At 59.4% G+C, this 18352-nt stretch carries 14 protein-coding genes and 3 tRNA genes; 9 read left to right on the top strand and 8 right to left on the bottom strand.

What is annotated here, in order from left to right; all coding sequences use genetic code 11:
* The first annotated feature begins 71 nt into the window (after nt 1–71).
* Complete coding sequence (locus tag ACSSNI_RS08740; protein ID WP_102837062.1) at nt 72–503, top strand: Z-ring associated ZapG family protein; 432 nt, start codon at nt 72–74, stop codon at nt 501–503.
* A 38-nt stretch (nt 504–541) separates the two neighbouring features.
* Here ACSSNI_RS08740 and nadC read toward each other — a convergent pair whose 3' ends face one another.
* Nucleotides 542–1390 (bottom strand): carboxylating nicotinate-nucleotide diphosphorylase, encoded by an 849-nt coding sequence (gene nadC / locus ACSSNI_RS08745; protein ID WP_200636673.1) that lies wholly within the window; start codon nt 1388–1390, stop codon nt 542–544.
* 330 nt (nt 1391–1720) lie between these two features.
* Between nadC and ACSSNI_RS08750 the strand changes: the two genes are divergently transcribed.
* The 3 genes from ACSSNI_RS08750 to ACSSNI_RS08760 all read left to right on the top strand — a co-directional run bounded on the left by ACSSNI_RS08750 (nt 1721) and on the right by ACSSNI_RS08760 (nt 5693).
* On the top strand, nt 1721–4012 hold the full coding sequence (locus ACSSNI_RS08750) for a DUF1631 domain-containing protein (protein ID WP_200636675.1): 2292 nt from the start codon (nt 1721–1723) through the stop codon (nt 4010–4012).
* A 151-nt stretch (nt 4013–4163) separates the two neighbouring features.
* Entirely contained in the window at nt 4164–4337 is a 174-nt protein-coding gene (locus ACSSNI_RS08755) for a DUF3094 family protein (RefSeq protein ID WP_200636677.1), read from the top strand.
* Nucleotides 4338–4397: 60 nt separating this feature from the next.
* A complete protein-coding gene (locus tag ACSSNI_RS08760) occupies nt 4398–5693 on the top strand; it encodes an NAD(P)/FAD-dependent oxidoreductase (RefSeq protein ID WP_200636680.1) in 1296 nt (431 codons plus the stop codon).
* Between the two features lie 165 nt (nt 5694–5858).
* Here the strand turns inward: ACSSNI_RS08760 and ACSSNI_RS08765 are convergent.
* The 6 genes from ACSSNI_RS08765 to rluD form a co-directional block, all read right to left on the bottom strand.
* A tRNA-Lys gene (locus tag ACSSNI_RS08765) sits at nt 5859–5934 on the bottom strand.
* A gap of 5 nt (nt 5935–5939) precedes the next feature.
* Nucleotides 5940–6016: transfer RNA gene (locus ACSSNI_RS08770), tRNA-Pro, on the bottom strand.
* Between the two features lie 9 nt (nt 6017–6025).
* Nucleotides 6026–6101 (bottom strand) — tRNA-Asn (locus tag ACSSNI_RS08775).
* A 205-nt stretch (nt 6102–6306) separates the two neighbouring features.
* Complete coding sequence (gene clpB / locus ACSSNI_RS08780; protein WP_200636682.1) at nt 6307–8871, bottom strand: ATP-dependent chaperone ClpB; 2565 nt, start codon at nt 8869–8871, stop codon at nt 6307–6309.
* A 180-nt stretch (nt 8872–9051) separates the two neighbouring features.
* Nucleotides 9052–9786 (bottom strand): peptidoglycan editing factor PgeF, encoded by a 735-nt coding sequence (gene pgeF / locus ACSSNI_RS08785; protein ID WP_200636684.1) that lies wholly within the window; start codon nt 9784–9786, stop codon nt 9052–9054.
* Entirely contained in the window at nt 9783–10757 is a 975-nt protein-coding gene (gene rluD / locus ACSSNI_RS08790; RefSeq protein WP_200636686.1) for a 23S rRNA pseudouridine(1911/1915/1917) synthase RluD, read from the bottom strand. Before rluD ends, pgeF begins: the two co-directional genes overlap by 4 nt.
* A gap of 288 nt (nt 10758–11045) precedes the next feature.
* Between rluD and ACSSNI_RS08795 the strand changes: the two genes are divergently transcribed.
* The 4 genes from ACSSNI_RS08795 to ACSSNI_RS08810 all read left to right on the top strand — a co-directional run bounded on the left by ACSSNI_RS08795 (nt 11046) and on the right by ACSSNI_RS08810 (nt 15381).
* Nucleotides 11046–12053 carry an outer membrane protein assembly factor BamD gene (locus ACSSNI_RS08795; RefSeq protein ID WP_200636688.1) on the top strand — a complete coding sequence of 336 codons (1008 nt, stop codon included), beginning with the start codon at nt 11046–11048 and terminating at the stop codon, nt 12051–12053.
* A 60-nt stretch (nt 12054–12113) separates the two neighbouring features.
* Nucleotides 12114–12350: a PP0621 family protein gene (locus tag ACSSNI_RS08800; RefSeq protein ID WP_200636690.1), complete on the top strand. Its 237-nt coding sequence runs from the start codon at nt 12114–12116 to the stop codon at nt 12348–12350.
* Entirely contained in the window at nt 12340–13932 is a 1593-nt protein-coding gene (locus ACSSNI_RS08805) for a sensor histidine kinase (protein ID WP_325166548.1), read from the top strand. The genes ACSSNI_RS08800 and ACSSNI_RS08805 overlap by 11 nt, the downstream gene beginning before the upstream one ends.
* 108 nt (nt 13933–14040) lie before the next feature.
* On the top strand, nt 14041–15381 hold the full coding sequence (locus tag ACSSNI_RS08810; protein ID WP_200636693.1) for a sigma-54-dependent transcriptional regulator: 1341 nt from the start codon (nt 14041–14043) through the stop codon (nt 15379–15381).
* 39 nt (nt 15382–15420) lie between these two features.
* On the opposite strand, the gene ACSSNI_RS08815 is transcribed toward ACSSNI_RS08810, so the two are convergent.
* Complete coding sequence (locus ACSSNI_RS08815) at nt 15421–16476, bottom strand: DUF2333 family protein (protein ID WP_148925201.1); 1056 nt, start codon at nt 16474–16476, stop codon at nt 15421–15423.
* A gap of 217 nt (nt 16477–16693) precedes the next feature.
* Here ACSSNI_RS08815 and ACSSNI_RS08820 point away from each other — a divergent pair, with 217 nt between their 5' ends.
* The gene (locus ACSSNI_RS08820) at nt 16694–18301 is read left to right on the top strand and encodes a response regulator (protein WP_148925202.1); all 1608 of its coding nucleotides are present in this window, start codon (nt 16694–16696) and stop codon (nt 18299–18301) included.
* Nucleotides 18302–18352: the final 51 nt, after the last annotated feature.

An 18352-nucleotide genomic window follows, 5' to 3' on the forward strand; every position in this document is an offset into this window, starting at 1 on the left:
TCGCCCTGCCCGACCGCCAGCGCAAGGTTTCGCCGCTGAACAGCACAGCCGTTTTTATAGAGGAAGTATTCGTGGAACAGACCTTCGCGACCTGGTTGCTCCCGATCGTCGGCGTGATCGTCGGCATCGTCATTGGTTACCTGATTGCGCGAAACAGCGCACCGAATAGCACGCAACGTCAGGTGGACGAACTGCAGGAGCGGTTGGATACCTATCAAAGCGAAGTGGTCACCCATTTCAATACCACGGCCAGCTTGTTGCGCAAGCTGACCAACAGCTATCAGGACATGCAGGATCACTTATCCGAAGGTGCGGACAAGTTGGCACTCGACGAGCAGACTCGCCAGCGCTTGCTCGCGGCGCTGCACAGCGAAGAAAACCACAGCCATCGCGAGCGCCTCAGTTCACCGACATTCACTGAGCCGCCGAAGGACTACGCGCCCAAAGACGCGGACGTACCCGGCACGTTGCATGAAAACTTCGGTTTGAAAAGCAAACACTAAGGCTGACCGGCGGCACTCGGTGCCGCCTCGTTATTGCGCTACTGCGTCAGACGCATGGACAGGTCAATCGCCCGCACATGCTTGGTCAACGCGCCGATGGAAATATAGTCAACACCGGTCTCGGCAATTGCACGCAGTGTGCCGTCATCTATCCCTCCTGACGCCTCCAGCTTTGCCCGCCCTGCTGTTATGCCCACTGCGGTGCGCATATCAGCCAGACTCAGCTCGTCAAGCATCACGACGTCGGCTCCTGCACGGAGCGCCTGTTCCAGCTCGTCCAGGCTCTCTACTTCGACTTCTACGGGTTTTCCCGGAGCAATGCGATGCGCAGCCGCAACGGTTTCTGCTATCCCGCCGCAGGCAGCGATGTGGTTTTCCTTGATCAGAAAAGCATCGTACAGACCGACCCGATGGTTGTGGCAACCGCCACAAGTAACGGCGTACTTCTGCGCCATACGCAGCCCGGGAATAGTCTTGCGTGTGTCGAGCAGCCGTACGCCGGTGCCTTCGACCAGGTCGGCATACTGTCGGCAACGGGTCGCAACCCCCGACAGCGTCTGCAAAAAATTCAGCGCTGCACGCTCGCCGCTGAGAAGTGCGCGCGCAGGCCCCTCCAGATGGAACAGCACGCGATCTGCGTCTACTCGCTCACCATCGACCACGCGCCAATGCACCGCCACCCGCGGATCCAGCTGTCGGAACACGGCATCGACCCATGCAGTGCCACTGATAACAGCCGCCTCTCGCGTGATGATTTTTGCCTGGGCGAGGCGCTCGGCAGGAATCAATTGCGCGGTGATGTCACCGGTGCCTACGTCTTCGGCCAGTGCGCGGCGGACGTTGGATTCGATTTCGGCGGAAAGATCCGCAAGAGTGAGATTGGTCACGAAGAGCTCCCATGAAATTGGGCGAAAGTATACGGCGAGCTTTGACCTGTCGCAGCGGAAGAGGAACGTCTCAGCAAAATATGGATTTATCCCTATAATCTGCAAGGCTTCTTGCAGTTCAGAGGTTTTCCGTGAGCATCTGTGAGCTGCATCATGTCCAAGACAGAACTCGGAATTCATTGCCGAACGAGAAGCCTATAATCAGACGATAGATTGGCGCCATGGAAATGGCTATATGCCACTACTTTACTAGCCGTTGCCCGCTATTCACTATCAGCGGCCTGACAAGTGTTGTTGAGCGCCTTGAAAGCAGGCGACCGGAGCGTTCCAATGCGAACTGATGCGAAAGTGGTGCACCTCAAGGCTGCCCCTGAGCAAAAGCAGAATTCAGCGGCAGGCAGATTGCCTGTCGCACTCATCAGTGTGCGCGACAAAGCCGCTCAGCAACTGCGCCTGGCGCTGCAGACGCTATTCGACAATGCCGACGACTCGCTTTTCGAGATAGCGGACCGCGCTACGAGCAACGCCGAACAGAACGCCTTTTTTGAAGCGATGCGGGACCTGCGCATGAAGCGCCGCGGCATTGAGCGCAGCTTCCTGCAGCAGGTTTTCGAGTCTTTTTCCAAACTCAACCAATACGAGATCGGCAAGCCGGCGGAGCCTGAAGCCTCCTTTGAAAACCTGGCTCTGGTGCAGAACGACGAACTGGAAGAGTCCGTTGCGATCGACACCATGGTTGCCAAGGTGATGAGTCGCACCAGCCAGTCACTCAGCCACCTCACCACCCGCATCAATGTGCTGGTGAGCAAGAAGCTCGACGACAAGAACAACCCACTGGGCCCTCAGCAACTCTGCGAGTACTTTCTCGAAGCCTGCCGAAGCCTGGGCGTCGAGATCAAGGTCAAGCTGATCATTCTCAAACTGTTCGAGCGCTACGTGCTGACAGATCTTGAGCAGCTTTATGCCGAATCTAATCAGGTGCTGGTCGCGGCTAACGTCCTGCCGGAGCTGCAATCAGCTCAGCCGCGCCGTTCGCCGAATCGCCCAACTACACCAGGAAGCAGCGCCTCAAGGCACGGAACAGGTCTTGGCGATGCACCCGCTTACGCCGACAGCGGCGTGCAGGAAGCATTCGGAAACTTGCAAGCCTTGCTGTCAGAACTGCGCGGAAGTGCGCTACCTGCCCGCAACCTACCCAGCGACGCCATCCCGATCTCCAGCAATGACCTGATGCGGCTGCTCTCTCATCTGCAGTCACGTGCTCCGCAGCAGGTCGATGAATTCGACCTCCAAGGTCAGCTTGAGCAACTGCTACACCGCGTCAGCGCCAAGAGCGGCAAGTCACGTGTAGTTGGTGAAGTCGATGAGGATGTGATCAACCTCGTATCGATGCTGTTCGAATTCATCCTCGACGACCGCACCCTCCCCGACTCGCTCAAGGCACTGATCGCAAGGCTGCAGATCCCCGTCCTGAAAGTAGCGGTTCTGGACAAGACGTTCTTCAGCCGCGGCAGCCACCCTGCCCGACGCCTGCTCAACGAGATCGCCTCAGCCGCCATGGGCTGGGCCGATCAGGACGAAGTCCAGCGTGAGGGCCTATATCAGAAGATCGAGCAGATTGTGGCTCGGCTACTGAACGATTTCGTCGATGACCCTGCCATCTTCTCCGAACTGCTCGCCGATTTCCTCGCTTTCACAGGCGACGAGCGACGCCGGAGCGAACTGCTGGAGCAGCGCACAAGAGACGCCGAGGAAGGTCGCGCCAGGGCTGAAATGGCCCGCCAGGAGGTTGAGCACGCACTCAATCAGCGCCTGCTTGGCAAAACGCTACCCGAGGTGGTTGTTCGCCTGCTGCAAGAGGCCTGGAGCAAGGTTCTGCTACTGACCTGCCTGAAGCATGGCACCCAGTCGGAACAGTGGCAGGCCGCGCTGGCGACCATGGATGACCTGATCTGGAGCGTCGCCCCTCACGAAGACGTCGAGTCGCGCGCACAGCTGCTGGAGCTGGTACCAAGCTTGCTCAAGAACCTTCGAGAAGGCCTGGTCAGCGCGGCGTTCGACCCTTTCTCCACCAGCGACTTTTTCACTCGTCTCGAAGCGCTGCATGTGCAGACATTGCAGCAACTGAACCAGCCGACCAATTCCGCACCAGCCACCGAATCGCTTGATCAGGGTGAAGCCGCAGGCGAACAGAAGCTGGTGCTACCACCGCGCGAAGAATCTGCCAATCAGGCGGCAAACCAGGCGATGATCGAGGTTAACGAGGAGATTGTTCTCCTCGCCCCAGGCGAAACCCGCGAACATGAGCCGGAAATAGATCTGGACGATAACGACGAAGCACTGACGCAGGTCGATAACCTGAGAGTCGGCAGTTGGGTCGAGTTCCAGGAAGACGAAGAGCACAAGCTCCGCTGCAAGCTTGCTGCGGTGATCAAACCCACGGGCAAATACATCTTCGTCAACCGCACCGGTATGAAAGTCTTGGAAAAGACCCGCACGGGCCTGGCGATAGAGTTCCGCCGCGGCGCCATACGCCTGCTAAACGACGCGTTGCTGTTTGATCGCGCCCTTGAGTCGGTGATTGGCAATCTTCGGAGCCTGAAGAATAACAACGGCCGCTAGGGTCCAGGGGCTGCTCCCCACCCTAGTGTTGTAGTCAGTAGCTCTCCCCTTCCCGTCAATCTGCCAACCGAGAGCCAATGCCCAGACATCGTCTTGCTTGGCTTTTGCCCCTGCGCCGCTAGAATGCCTGCATCCCCCATTCGAGGTGCGTATGCCCAGCCGCCTAAAACCCGAAGACCAGGAGCACGTTGACCACTATCTCAACGCACCTCAGCACCAAGTCGAGCGCCGGCCCTTCCGCCCCTGGCTGCTCCTTGTGCTGGTCCTGGTAACGGTGCTCGGCTTGGGCCTGCTAAGCCGCCTCCTGAGTCGCCTGGTCCTGTGACTAACATGGTCACCACCAAGGCGCCAAACCGAATCCCGCAAAGCCTTATGAGTTCATTCCATGACACATCGCATCGTAATCGTCGGCGGCGGCGCCGGCGGCCTGGAGCTTGCCACCCGCCTGGGTAGAACCTTGGGCAAGCGTGGCAAGGCCCGCATTACATTGATTGACGCCAACCTGACCCACATCTGGAAACCTCTGCTGCATGAAGTGGCCGCAGGCTCGCTGAATTCGTCGGCTGACGAGCTCAACTATGTGGCGCAGGCAAAGTGGAACCACTTCGAATTCCAGATGGGCCGCATGAGCGGCCTGGAGCGTGAGCGTAAATGCGTTCACCTTGCCGCCACATTCGACGACCACGGCGTTGAACTGGTGCCGGCTCGCACACTGAGCTACGACACGCTTGTAATCGCAGTTGGCAGCACGACCAACGACTTCGGCACCAAGGGCGCCGCCGAGCATTGCATCTTTCTCGACACTCGAGAACAAGCGGAGCGCTTCCACCGCCTACTGCTGAGCCACTACATGCGCGCCCACGCCAGCGAAGGCCACCAGGGCACCATCAACATGGCTATCGTCGGCGCTGGCGCAACTGGCGTCGAGCTTGCCGCCGAGCTTCACCACGCCGCGCGTGAGCTCGCCGCCTACGGACTGAATGGCATCAAGCCTGAAAACGTCCACATCACGCTTATTGAGGCAGGGCCGCGGGTGCTGCCCGCGTTGCCGGAACGGATCAGCCAGCCAGTGCACCAGACGCTGAGAGATTTGGGCGTTACGGTACTGACTGACGCCGCAGTGAGTGAAGTGACCGATGAAGGGCTGCACACCAAAGATGGCCACTTCGTCCCAGCCACATTGAAAGTCTGGGCAGCAGGCATCAGGGCGCCAAGCTTTCTGAAAGATATAGACGGGCTGGAAAGTAACAGGATCAACCAGCTGCAAGTACTTCCTACCCTGCAAACCACTCGGGACGAGAACATCTTCGCCTTCGGCGATTGCGCTGCATGTCCGCAACCGGACAGTGACCGCAACGTACCCCCACGAGCGCAGGCGGCGCACCAGCAAGCGTCACTGCTCGCCAAATCGATCGCCCGGCGGCTTGAGGGCAAGGACCTGCCAACCTACCGCTATCGCGATTACGGCTCGCTGATCTCGCTGTCGAGCTTCTCTGCCGTAGGTAACCTGATGGGCAATCTCACCGGCAACGTGATGCTGGAAGGCTGGTTGGCAAGGATGTTCTATGTGTCCTTGTATCGGATGCACCAGATCGCACTGTACGGCGTCGCTCGTACCGGCCTGATGATGATCGGGGACAAACTCAGCACCAGCACGGTGCCCCGGCTCAAATTGCACTAACTTCCACAGACAGTGCCAGCGCCAACTCATCATGAGAGGCGCTGGCACTGAGAACAGATTTTTAGCGAGACGAGCGGAACAAACGCGCCGATAAACTTCAATGCAAAAAAAACCGGGAGACCCTTTCGGATCTCCCGGTTTCTTACGCCCCTTGCGAGACGGTTTTGGTGGGTCGTGTGGGATTCGAACCTACGACCAATTGGTTAAAAGCCAACTGCTCTACCAACTGAGCTAACGACCCAAAAATGGTCGGGGTAGGGGGATTCGAACTCCCGACATCCTGCTCCCAAAGCAGGCGCGCTACCGGACTGCGCTATACCCCGATTGGATTTTGGCTCCGCGACCAGGACTCGAACCTGGGACCCAATGATTAACAGTCATTTGCTCTACCGACTGAGCTATCGCGGAACTTCATTTCCAGCTCTTCAGGTGGTCCGCGTTACCGCTTGCTTTCCCCCCTCAGAGGCGCGCCATTTTACGGTTCTCGGCGCGGCTGTCAACAGAAAAAATGCGATTTACTACAATGATTTGCACGATGCGGTGGCACTACCCCGCTCCGCTGGTATTGGAACTGCCGGCACCGCTTGAAAGAACGGCGCCAGCGCCCCTCAAATCAGCCGAAGACGATCTCGTCACCCTCCACCTTCGCTGAGATGCTTGTACCGGGCTCGAAGGCGCCAGACAGTATCTGCTGCGCCAGCGGATTCTCGATCCAGCGCTGAATGGCTCGCTTCAAAGGCCGCGCGCCGTAGACCGGGTCGTAACCCACTGCGACCAGCTTATCCAGCGCCTCGTCACTCAGCTCCAGACTCAGCTCCCGCTCGGCCAGTCGTTGCCGCAGGCGGCTCAGCTGGATGCGAGCGATGCCAGCAATCTGATCGCGAGCCAGCGGATCGAAAACCACCACCTCGTCGATCCGGTTGATGAACTCCGGCCGGAAGTGATGACTTACAGCGTCCATGACAGCAGCACGCTGCGCATCAGGATCGCCCACCAACTCCTGGATCTGGGTGGATCCAAGATTTGAGGTCATGACGATCACGGTATTGCGGAAATCCACGGTTCGCCCATGGCTGTCGGTCAGACGGCCATCTTCCAGAACCTGCAGCAGAATATTGAAGACATCAGGATGCGCCTTCTCGACCTCATCAAGCAGAACCACCGAATAGGGTTTACGGCGCACGGCCTCGGTCAGATAGCCACCTTCTTCATAACCTACATAGCCCGGTGGGGCTCCGATCAGGCGCGCAACCGAGTGCTTCTCCATGAATTCCGACATATCGATGCGGATCATCGCCTCTTCGGTGTCGAAGAGGAACTCGGCCAAGGCCTTGCACAGCTCAGTCTTGCCTACCCCGGTCGGGCCAAGGAACAGGAAGGAACCGCTGGGGCGATTCGGGTCGGCCAACCCGGCCCGCGAGCGGCGAACCGCATTGGCCACCGATACAACCGCCTCGTGCTGCCCAATCACGCGCTGATGCAGCAGGTCTTCCATCTTCAGCAGCTTCTCGCGCTCGCCTTCGAGCATTTTCGACACAGGGATGCCCGTCCACTTCGAGACGACTTCGGCGATCTCCTCATCAGTTACCTTGTTACGCAGCAGCTGGTTCTCGGTCTTGCCATGCTGGTCGACCATCTGCAGGCTGCGCTCGAGGTCGGGGATGATGCCGTATTGCAGCTCGGCCATCCGCGCCAGGTCGCCCTTACGCCGCGCAGCCTCCAGATCGGCCTTGGCCTGCTCGATCTTCTGCTGCATCTGGGCGGAGCCTTGCACTTCAGCCTTTTCCGCCTTCCAGATCTCTTCGAGGTCGGCATATTCGCGTTCCAGCTTGACGATTTCCTCGTCGAGCTTGGCCAGACGCTTCTTGGTCGCCTCGTCGTCCTCGTTCTTTAATGCTTCGCGCTCGATCTTCAGCTGGATCAGACGCCGGTCAAGACGATCGAGCTCCTCCGGCTTGGAATCGATTTCCATGCGGATGCGACTGCCCGCCTCATCAATCAGGTCGATGGCCTTGTCTGGCAGCTGTCGATCCGTGATATAGCGGTGCGATAGTTTTGCCGCTGCAATGATCGCGCCATCGGTGATAGACACGCCATGGTGCACCTCGTAGCGCTCTTTGAGGCCACGCAGGATAGCGATGGTGTCCTCCTCACTCGGCTCATCGACTTGCACACGCTGAAAGCGACGTTCCAACGCAGCATCCTTCTCAATGTACTGGCGGTACTCATCAAGAGTGGTTGCCCCGACGCAATGCAACTCTCCGCGCGCGAGCGCAGGCTTGAGCATGTTGCCAGCATCCATCGCGCCTTCCGCCTTGCCGGCACCAACCATGGTGTGCAGCTCGTCGATAAATAGAATGACGCGGCCTTCCTGTTTGCCGAGTTCATTGAGGACTGCCTTCAGCCGCTCTTCAAACTCGCCGCGGAATTTGGCCCCCGCAATAAGTGAGCCCATGTCCAGCGCAAGCAAGCGCTTGTCCTTGAGGCCATCCGGCACCTCGCCATTGACGATGCGCTGCGCCAAGCCCTCAACGATGGCGGTCTTGCCCACGCCTGGCTCGCCGATCAGCACCGGGTTGTTCTTGGTGCGCCGCTGAAGCACCTGAATGGTCCGGCGAATTTCATCATCGCGACCGATCACCGGGTCGAGCTTGCCGTCCTCGGCGCGCTTGGTCATGTCCACGGTGTACTTGTCCAATGCTTGCCGTGACTCTTCAGCATTCGGGTCGTTGACAGCGTCGCCGCCCCGCAGGTTGCTGATCGCGTTTTCCAAGGCCTTTTTGCTGACGCCCTGCTCGAGCAATAGCTTGCCCAGCCGGGTGCTGCCTTCCAGAGCAGCGAGCAACACCAGCTCACTGGAGATGTATTGGTCCCCCTTCTGCTGCGCAAGGCGGTCAGCCTGGTTCAACAGGCGCGCTAAGTCCTGAGACATATTCATGTCACCTGTCGGATTTTGCAGTTTCGGCAGCTGATCGAGCTCTTTGGTCAATGCCTGGCGCAAACCATTGATGTCAAAACCCACCTGCATCAGCAGTGGTTTGATCGAGCCGCCCTGCTGCTCGAGCAGCGCCTGCATCAGATGCAAAGGCTCAATGGACGAGTGGTCGAAGCCAACAGCAATGGATTGGGCATCAGAAAGCGCAAGTTGAAGTTTGCTGGTCAAACGATCGATACGCATGGAATCACCTTTCTAGGTAAAGCAGGCCGTGCAATGAAACGCACTCCGAACGAAAGCCTGCGAGATGAACCTTAGATAAGGCTGATTGTTGGAGATTCAAGCCGCACGACCTTGACGCAGGTCAGCCCGATGGCGTAAAGCGAGTCAGGGGTAAAATGCCAGGAACAGGTGAACGGCCGCTCAGTCCAGCCAGATCAGGCTGGCGAAGCGCCCTGTACGGGCGGCGCGGCGATAGGAGTAGAAACGAGCATCGCTGACAGTACAGAAACCACCGCCATATACCGCTGTAACGCCGCAAGCCGCCAGGCGGATTCGGGCGAGCTGGTAGATATCCGCCATGAAGCGATCCGCGCGATGGCTGGGCACAAAGGCTTCGGAACATTCAGGATGGCCAGCGATGAACGCATCGCGCACCTCGCCGCCAACCTCGAACGCCGTGGGCCCTATCGCCGGACCGAGCCAGGCAATCAAATGTGACCCTGGAACCGCCATAGCCGCCACGGTGGCTTCCAGCACGCCTGAAGCCAGACCGCGCCACCCCGCGTGCGCAGCCGCAACACGAGCGCCGTCGACGTCGCAGAGCAATACCGGTAGGCAATCCGCAGTCAGCACCGCACAGGCGACCCCCGCCTCGCCCGTCCAGCTGGCATCGGCAGTCGGACAACTGCGCGGGTCCGCCTCAACGGCGATACTTGAATGGATCTGGCTCATCCAGGCCGGCTCGCAGCCGAGCAGCTGCTGCAAGTGCTGTCGATTCGCCGACACCCGGTCGGGCGCATCGCCAACATGATCCCCCAGGTTGAAGCCATCAAACGGAGCTTGGCTCAAGCCGCCGCGGCGCGTGGTGACGCAAGCCCTTACACGCGGAGGCACCGGCCAGTCGGGGCGGATCCAGTCCTCCGGCCAATCCGTCATCCGCTAAACGCCTCGCGATCCTGCTGCAAGAGTGTCAGTAGCCAGACGAAGTCGTCCGGCAATGGCGATTCCCATTTCAGCCGCTCGCCACTGACGGGATGGTTCAATTCGAGAAAGCGCGCATGCAATGCCTGGCGCGGAAAATCTTTCAGCGCTTGCACCATGGTCGGGTTAGCGGCTGGTGGGATACGAAAACGCCCGCTATAAAGCGGATCACCCACCAGCGGATAGCCAATGTGTGTCATATGCACACGGATCTGGTGGGTTCGCCCGGTTTCAAGCTTGACCCGGACATGCGTGTGCGACCGGAAGCGCTCGAGCACCCGATAGTGACTCACGGCAGGCTTGCCGCCCTCCACCACCGCCATGCGCTGACGCTGCTGGCCATGACGCCCAATGGCGGCATTGACGGTGCCGCCAGTAATGATCACGCCGATAACGATGGCCTCGTAGATGCGGCTGACGCTGCGCGCCTGCAGCTGCTCGACAAGGCGCGTCTGGGCCTGCAGAGTCTTGGCCACCACCATCAATCCGGTGGTGTCCTTGTCCAGGCGATGCACGATGCCGGCACGCGGCACGTTGATCAAATCCGGAACATGATGCAACAAGGCGTTGAGCAAGGTGCCATCGGCGTGCCCTGCGGCAGGATGCACCACCAACCCGGACGGCTTGTTCAGTACCAGAATGTGCTCGTCTTCGAAAACTATATCCAGCGGAATGTCCTGAGCCACCCACTCGCCCTGGGCCTGCTGCTCGGCAGAAAGCTCCAGGATGGCACCCGCATGTACTGTGTCGCGGGGGCGCAAGACAGCGCCGTCGACCGTGAGCTGTCCCTCCTTTATCCAGGCCGCAAGACGCGAACGGGAATGCTCGGAGAACAGCTGTGCCGCGACTTGATCAAGACGCTGCCCGCCGAGGTCGAATGGCACCTCGGCGCGGAGATGAATGGCCTGGGTGGTGATCGTGGACATAATTAAGGGCGCTTCAATAGTTGGAGAGGCAACCGTGCGGTTTGGCCGGTTGCGACAGGCGATGAGCCGGGACATGAGAAAGGGGGATGTGACCTTGTCGGCAGGCAGGACGCCTACGGGCAGATCCTAAGCCTGAGCAGCCCCTCGACAGCGACACGGGTGCAGCCTTTGGTTTCAGCAACACGCTTGTGTTTAAATACCGCGTCTTTGTCCCGGCCAGCCGGGGCGCCCATCATAACAGGACGGCTCAGCGCAAGACAGCCAGCCGTCACAGGGACGCAAGCCGCCATGCAAGTGAAACACCTGCTGCTGATCGCCATTTTCGCCCTTACCGCTGCCTGTTCGTCCAACGAAACCATCAGTGAAAACCTCGGCGAAGCGGAACTGTACCGGCAGGCACAAGCCGACCTGGACAATAAGAGCTTCACCAGCGCGATCAACAAGCTGAAGGCACTGGAGTCCCGCTATCCGTTCGGCCGCTTCGCCGAACAGGCGCAGCTTGAGCTGATCTACGCTTATTACCGCAACACCGAGCCGGAAGCCGCTCGCTCCTCGGCCGAACGGTTCATCCGCCTGCATCCGCAGCATCCGAGCGTGGACTACGCCTACTACCTGAAGGGTCTGGCTTCCTTCGACCAGGACCGCGGTCTGCTGGCGCGTTTCCTGCCGCTGGACATGACCAAGCGTGACCCCGGCGCTGCACGTGACTCCTTCAACGAATTCGCTCAGCTGACCACACGCTTTCCAAACAGCCGTTACTCCCCGGATGCCAAGGCACGGATGGTTTACCTGCGTAACCTCCTGGCCGCGAACGAAATCCATGTTGCTGACTATTACCTGCGTCGCCAGGCCTACGTAGCGGCCGCCAACCGTGGTCGCTATGTTGTAGAAAACTTCCAGGGTACGCCCGCGGTCGGCGATGGTTTGGCCGTCATGACTGAAGCCTATCAGCGCCTTGGTCTCGAGGAGCTCGCTAGCACTAGCCTCGAAACGCTCAAACTCAACTACCCGCAACACCCCAGCCTGGAAGACGGCGAATTCGTGCCAAGCCAGGAAGAGGCCGACAACCGCAGCTGGTTGTCCCGCGCCACACTCGGCTTGATCGACACTGAAAACAAAGCGCCTGACCGCTCGCAATCCAACCGCGACGTGGTGCGTCAGTATGAGAATGCCGCCCAGGATCTGCCGGATGAACTGCGCCCGGTGTTGAGGGAAGCGGAAACCGAAGCCGCAAAAGAAGAGCAAGGCGAAGACCGCTCCTGGTGGAGCTATATGACCTTCGGCCTGTTCGACTGAGGTCCCAACCGCAGCCTGCCAGAACGGCAGGCCCGCACGGCTTAGCCAGGAAGTAGAGATATGGGCCTGTTTCGACTGTTGTTCTGGATCATCCTGATCGCGGCGGCGTTCTGGCTCTGGCGCCGTCTGACCAGCAAGCCCACAGCCTCCAATAAACCGCAAGAGACCACGGTCATGACCGTCCGCTGTGTTCAATGCGGCGTACACCTGCCACGTGAGCAAGCACTGCAGAGTCATGACCGGTGGTATTGCAGCCAGGCGCATCTGGAACAGGACAACAAGTCGGGTGGGAACTGAACGCCTGACGTTTTTCGGTTACACGGGGCGACGAATCCTTCGGCTCTACCATCTCTATCGCGTCGTAATCGGCTTGGTGCTGGTTCTGCTCATCAGCAGCGACCTGCACAACGACCTGATGCGCATGATCAACCCGGCGGCGTTCTACTACGGCGCCTGGCTCTATCTGATTCTCAACATTTTTGCCGCCGTACTGCTGCAGAACCCGAAGCGGGAACTGCCGGTACTGGCGCTCGCGCTGGTGGACGTCACCCTGCTGGCCGCGCTGTTCTACTTCGCGGGCGGCACGCCAAGTGGCATCGGTAACCTGCTGATCGTAGCGGTAGCCATTGCCAATATCTTGTTGCACGGCCGCGTCGGCTTTTTCATCGCGGCAGTCGCCGCCACCGGACTCATCTACCTGACGTTCTACCTCAGCCTAAGCGACAGCGCGGCGAGCAGTCAGTATGTACAGGCCGCCGCACTTGGCACGCTGTGCTTCGCTGCCGCGTTGCTGGTGCAGGGCCTGACCAGACGACTTCAGGATAGCGAAACCCTTGCCCGCCAGCGCGCCGAAGAGGTCGCTAATCTTGAAGCCTTGAATGCCCAGATTCTGCAGCGCATGCGCACAGGCATCCTCGTCCTCGATGCACAGGAACGCGTGCTGCTTGCCAATCAGGGAGCCCTCGAGTTGCTCGGACAAGAGGCCCTGACGGGCGAACGGCTAGGACCACGTTGCCCGGAAGTCATTCGCGGCCTGCAACGCTGGCGTGACAATCCCACTCTGCGGCCGAGTAACTTCAAGGCCACGCCCGACGGCGCGACCCTGCAGCCGAGCTTCGCCACGCTGCAGCATGGCGTGAAGCAGGACACGCTGGTTTTTCTCGAAGATATTTCTCAGATCGCACAAAAGGCCCAGCAGCTCAAACTCGCGTCGCTTGGCAGACTGACCGCCAGCATTGCTCACGAAATTCGCAACCCGCTTGGTGCTATCAGTCATGCGGCGCAGTTGCTGCAGGAGTCGGAGGTGCTAGACGCTGCAGATCTGCGCCTTACGCAGATCATTCAGGATCATTCGCGGCGCATGAATCTGGTCATTGAAAATGTGCTGCAGCTGTCGCGCCGGCGCCAGGCCGAACCCCAGCTGCTGGATCTGAAATACTGGGTGCATAGATTTGCCAGCGAATTTCGCCAGACGCTGCCGCCTCAGCAAATTGTCCACGTGGAGACTCAGGGCAGCTCGCTGCAGACGCGCATGGACCCAAACCAGTTGATTCAAGTACTGACCAACCTGGTGCAGAACGGCCTGCGCTACAGTGGACAGAAGCACGACCAAGCACAGGTGTGGCTGAGAGTCTTCCGGGACGAAGCCAGTGATCTGCCCGTGCTGGAAGTGCTCGACGATGGTGCAGGTGTGCCGACCGAGCAGGTACAGAACATCTTCGAGCCGTTCTTCACCACAGAAAACAAGGGCACGGGCCTTGGGCTGTATATCTCCCGAGAGCTCTGCGAAAGCAATCAGGCACGGTTGGATTACCGTGAGCGAGACGAGGGCGGCAGCTGCTTTCGCATTGTCTTTGCGCACCCACGCAAGCTGAGCTGAGGCCTGCTTAAGACGCAACGGGTCACACATCAGCCATGCGGCGGTACAAGGCTGGCCTTGTGGCGTTAACATTGGGCATCCAGCTTCTTCTTTTCAAAGACCGAGACCATGACCGCCCGCCAGAAAGCGCTGATCATCGATGACGAACCCGATATCCGTGAACTCCTGGAGATCACCCTCGGACGTATGAAGCTGGACACCCGCAGCGCCCGCAACCTCAAGGAGGCCCGCGAGTGCCTGGCACGCGAGCACTACGACCTCTGCCTCACCGATATGCGCCTGCCGGACGGATGCGGTTTGGAGCTGGTGCAATTCATTCAGCAGCAGTATCCACAACTGCCGGTGGCCATGATTACCGCCTATGGCAGTCTTGACACTGCCATTGGCGCGCTCAAGGCCGGCGCTTTTGATTTCCTGACCAAACCGGTGGACCTCGGCCGTCTCCGCGAACTGGTCAATACGGCATTACGGCTGCGCACACCGAACCCCAATGAGCTGACAGTCGACAGTCGCCTGCTTGGCGCTTCGCCGCCAATGAACCTGTTGCGCAAGCAGATCGGCAAACTGGCGCGCAGCCAGGCACCTGTCTATATCAGCGGCGAGTCGGGCAGCGGCAAGGAGCTGGTTGCGCGGCTGATTCACGAACAAGGGCCGCGACATGAACAACCCTTCGTTCCAGTCAACTGCGGGGCGATTCCCTCAGAATTGATGGAAAGCGAGTTCTTCGGGCACAAGAAGGGCAGTTTCACCGGCGCAATGGAGGACAAACCGGGCCTGTTCCAGGCTGCCAATGGCGGCACATTGTTTCTCGACGAAGTCGCCGATCTGCCGCTTCCGATGCAGGTGAAACTGCTGCGCGCCATCCAGGAAAAGGCCGTGCGCGCGGTTGGCGGAGCTAAGGAAGTGGTGGTCGATGTGCGGATTCTGTGCGCCACCCACAAGGACCTAGCCAGCGAAGTCGCGGCGGGCCGCTTTCGTCAGGACCTTTATTATCGGCTGAATGTCATCGAGTTGCGCGTGCCGCCCCTGCGCGAACGCCGCGAGGATATCGCCCAGCTGGCTGAAGTGATGCTTCGCCGGCTCGCTCAGGAATGCGGAGAGACGCCGGCCAGACTGCAACCCGACGCACTGGCAAAGCTGCAGAGCTATCGCTTTCCCGGCAACGTACGTGAACTGGAAAACATGCTTGAACGCGCTTACACGCTCTGTGAAGGCGAGGAGATCAAACCCAGCGACCTGCGCCTGTCCGACGCTCCGGGCATGCCCGAGAATGGCGAAGCAAGTCTGGCGCAGATCGACAATCTCGAAGACCATCTCGAAGAGGTCGAACGCAAACTGATCATGCAGGCGCTGGAAGAAACCCGCTGGAACCGCACAGCAGCAGCCCAACGGCTGGGGCTGTCCTTCCGCTCCATGCGCTATCGGCTGAAGAAACTGGGACTGGATTGAGCACCCAGACCGCGACCCCGCAGGGTCGCGGAGCGCCCGTTATCCCTGTGACAGCAAGTTACGCAAATCGATGACCGCCGCGTTGGCTCGCGAGATGTAATTCGCCATCACCAGAGAGTGATTGGCCAAGACCCCATAGCCGCTACCGTTGAGCACCATCGGGCTCCACAGCGGTTCCTGCGCAGCTTCCAGCTCGCGGATGATCTGCCTCACGCTAATCGCCGCGTTCTTTTTCGCCAATACGTCGGCAAAATCCACTTCAATAGCGCGCAGCAGGTGCGACAAGGCCCATGCCTGCCCTCGCGCCTCATAGAACACGTTATCGATCTGCATCCAGGACGTCTCGACGCGCTCTTCTTCAACCACCTGACTTACGCCTTCGCGCTCAAGCTCCGTCGCCAGCTGTCCGTCCAGGCGCACGCGACCGACGCTGGCCGAAAGGCGCTGGGACAAAGACCCCAGCCGAGTACCGACATCTCCAAGCCAGTTATTCAGGTTGTCAGCGCGCGAATAGAACTGAGCTTTGGATGCCGGATCGCTCAAGCGTGCCAAGTAGCGATTCAGGTAACGGATCCCGTTACGGTATTCCGATTCGCTCGCCGGCAGTGCCCAGCTGCGATTGTCGAAATTGAACAGCGGTTCGGCTTTGGACAGATCAGGGTCTTCCGTCGACTGGGATTGCGAGCGCGCAAAGTCCTTGCGCAGAGCGCGACTGAGGTCGCGGACCTGAACCAGCACGCCATATTCCCAGCTTGGCATGTTGTCCAGCCACAGGCCGGGCGGGGCAATGTCATTAGTCAGATAGCCTCCGGGCTTGTCGAGCAAGGTGCCAGCTACCTGCTTAAGGGTTTCGACCGTGGTGTAGCCGTTAACGATCTGCTGCTGCGAGGCCTCAGCGGCTTGCCGCACATTCTGCTGTACCGGGAATCGGTCAGGTTCGGAGCTCCAGTACCAGCCGACCAAAAGCGCCACGAGCAAGTACAGCCCGATCAGAACGGCAAGCCCCAGCAGTAGCGGATTGCGAGTCGCCCCATCCGCTCTGGCTGAATTTCCCGAAAAGCCGAGGCGGCCGAAGCGATTCTTCCAATCCAACATGGGCGTCTGTCCTTCTCTTCATAAATTCAAAGATTCGATCGCCGGTCACGCGGAGCGTGCGGCATGTGAACCACTATAACGCAGCCGGTCGAAAGCAAGCCTCATAATGAGAACCAGACCGCCTATGCGGCATCTTTGCAAACGACGGATAGGTGGTAGCATTGAGCCACCACAGTGGCCTCTGAGAGCACTGCCGCAGCGGGCCAGGGAACCGGACATGTCGGACCAGGAAGAACTTAAACAGCACTTCGCACAACGGGTCATTCATCAGGCTCGGGAGGTGCTCGAAGTCTGGCAACAACTGCAGCGCAGCGAATGGAATGACGGTTGCCGGTCGGCGCTGGCAGATGCCAACAAGCGGTTGAGGAAATTCGCCGAGCGCTTCGAACAAACCGAACATCGGCTGCTCGCGCTTGGCATCGAAGATTGCCTGAGCGACATCAGCGACAATCGCGGGCGGTTGTCGAGCGACACCATCGCCACACTCAGCCAACTGGTCTACCGTCTCGCACGTACCGGTTTGCGCCACGGCGATCCGCGCGGGCAGTCCGCCTACGTACCGCCATTGAGCAAACCGGTCTACATTGCGCTGGAAGACCATCAACGCGCCCAGCACGTGGTTCGCCAGCTCGAATTCTTCAGCATGAATGCGCAGGCCTTTGGCAGTGATAGCGAATTCCGCGCAGCGATGCATGAACGGCACCCGGCTGCGATCGTCATGGATGTCGATTTCAATGGACCCGGCGAGGGCCTTCGGCTTGCCGAGCGCATCCAGCAAGGGCTGGAAGAAAAGCTGCCGCTGATCTTCTTCAGCCACCGGGAAACCGACACACCTATGCGACTGGCGGCCGTGCGCGCCGGCGGGCTGGAGTTCTTTACCGGCACCATCGATGCCTCGTGCCTGCTGGAAAAGATCGAGATTTTCACCCGCACCGCCCACTCCGAGCCTTTCCGCGTTCTGATCATTGACGATTCGCGGGCCCAGGCGACCCACACCGAAAGGGTCTTGAACAATGCAGGGATCATCACCCAGACGCTCAACGAGCCGATCCAGGCGATCAACTACCTGGCTGAATTCCAACCGGATCTGATCATCCTCGACATGTACATGCCCGAATGCATGGGTACTGAGTTGGCCAAAGTGATCCGGCAGCATGAACGCTACGTCAGCGTGCCGATCATTTACCTCTCGGCCGAGGACGACCTCGACAAGCAGCTCGACGCCATGAACGAAGGCGGCGATGACTTTCTGACCAAACCGATCAAACCTAGCCACCTGATCGCGACCGTGCGAACCCGCGCCGAGCGAGCCCGCAGCTTGAAAGCCAGAATCGTCCGGGACAGCTTGACCGGTTTGTATAACCATACGCACAGCCTGCAATTACTCGAAGACGCCAGCTCACGTGCCCGCCGCGACGGGCAACCGCTGTGCTTCGCGATGATCGATATCGACCATTTCAAGAAGGTCAACGACACCTTTGGCCACCCAATGGGGGACCGGGTGATCAAAAGCCTCGCGCTGTTTCTCAAGCAACGCCTGCGCAAGACCGACCATATCGGTCGCTACGGCGGTGAAGAGTTCGCGGTGGTGATGCCCGACACCACTGTGCACAACGCAGCCAAGGTCCTGGACGAGATCCGCGAACGCTTTTCCGAGATTCGCTACCCGGCACAGCCCGCAGACTTGTCGTGCACCTTCAGCTGCGGCATTGCCGAGCTCACACCAGACGCAGACACCAAATTGCTCACACAGCAAGCCGACGAAGCGCTTTACACTGCCAAGCACGCTGGCCGAAACCGGGTGGAGTGGTTCCTGCCGTCATAGAACTGACATCAAATAGCCATATCTTCTAGCCTCCAGAACCTCCGGAGGCCA

This window comes from Stutzerimonas tianxiuensis (assembly GCF_053470365.1).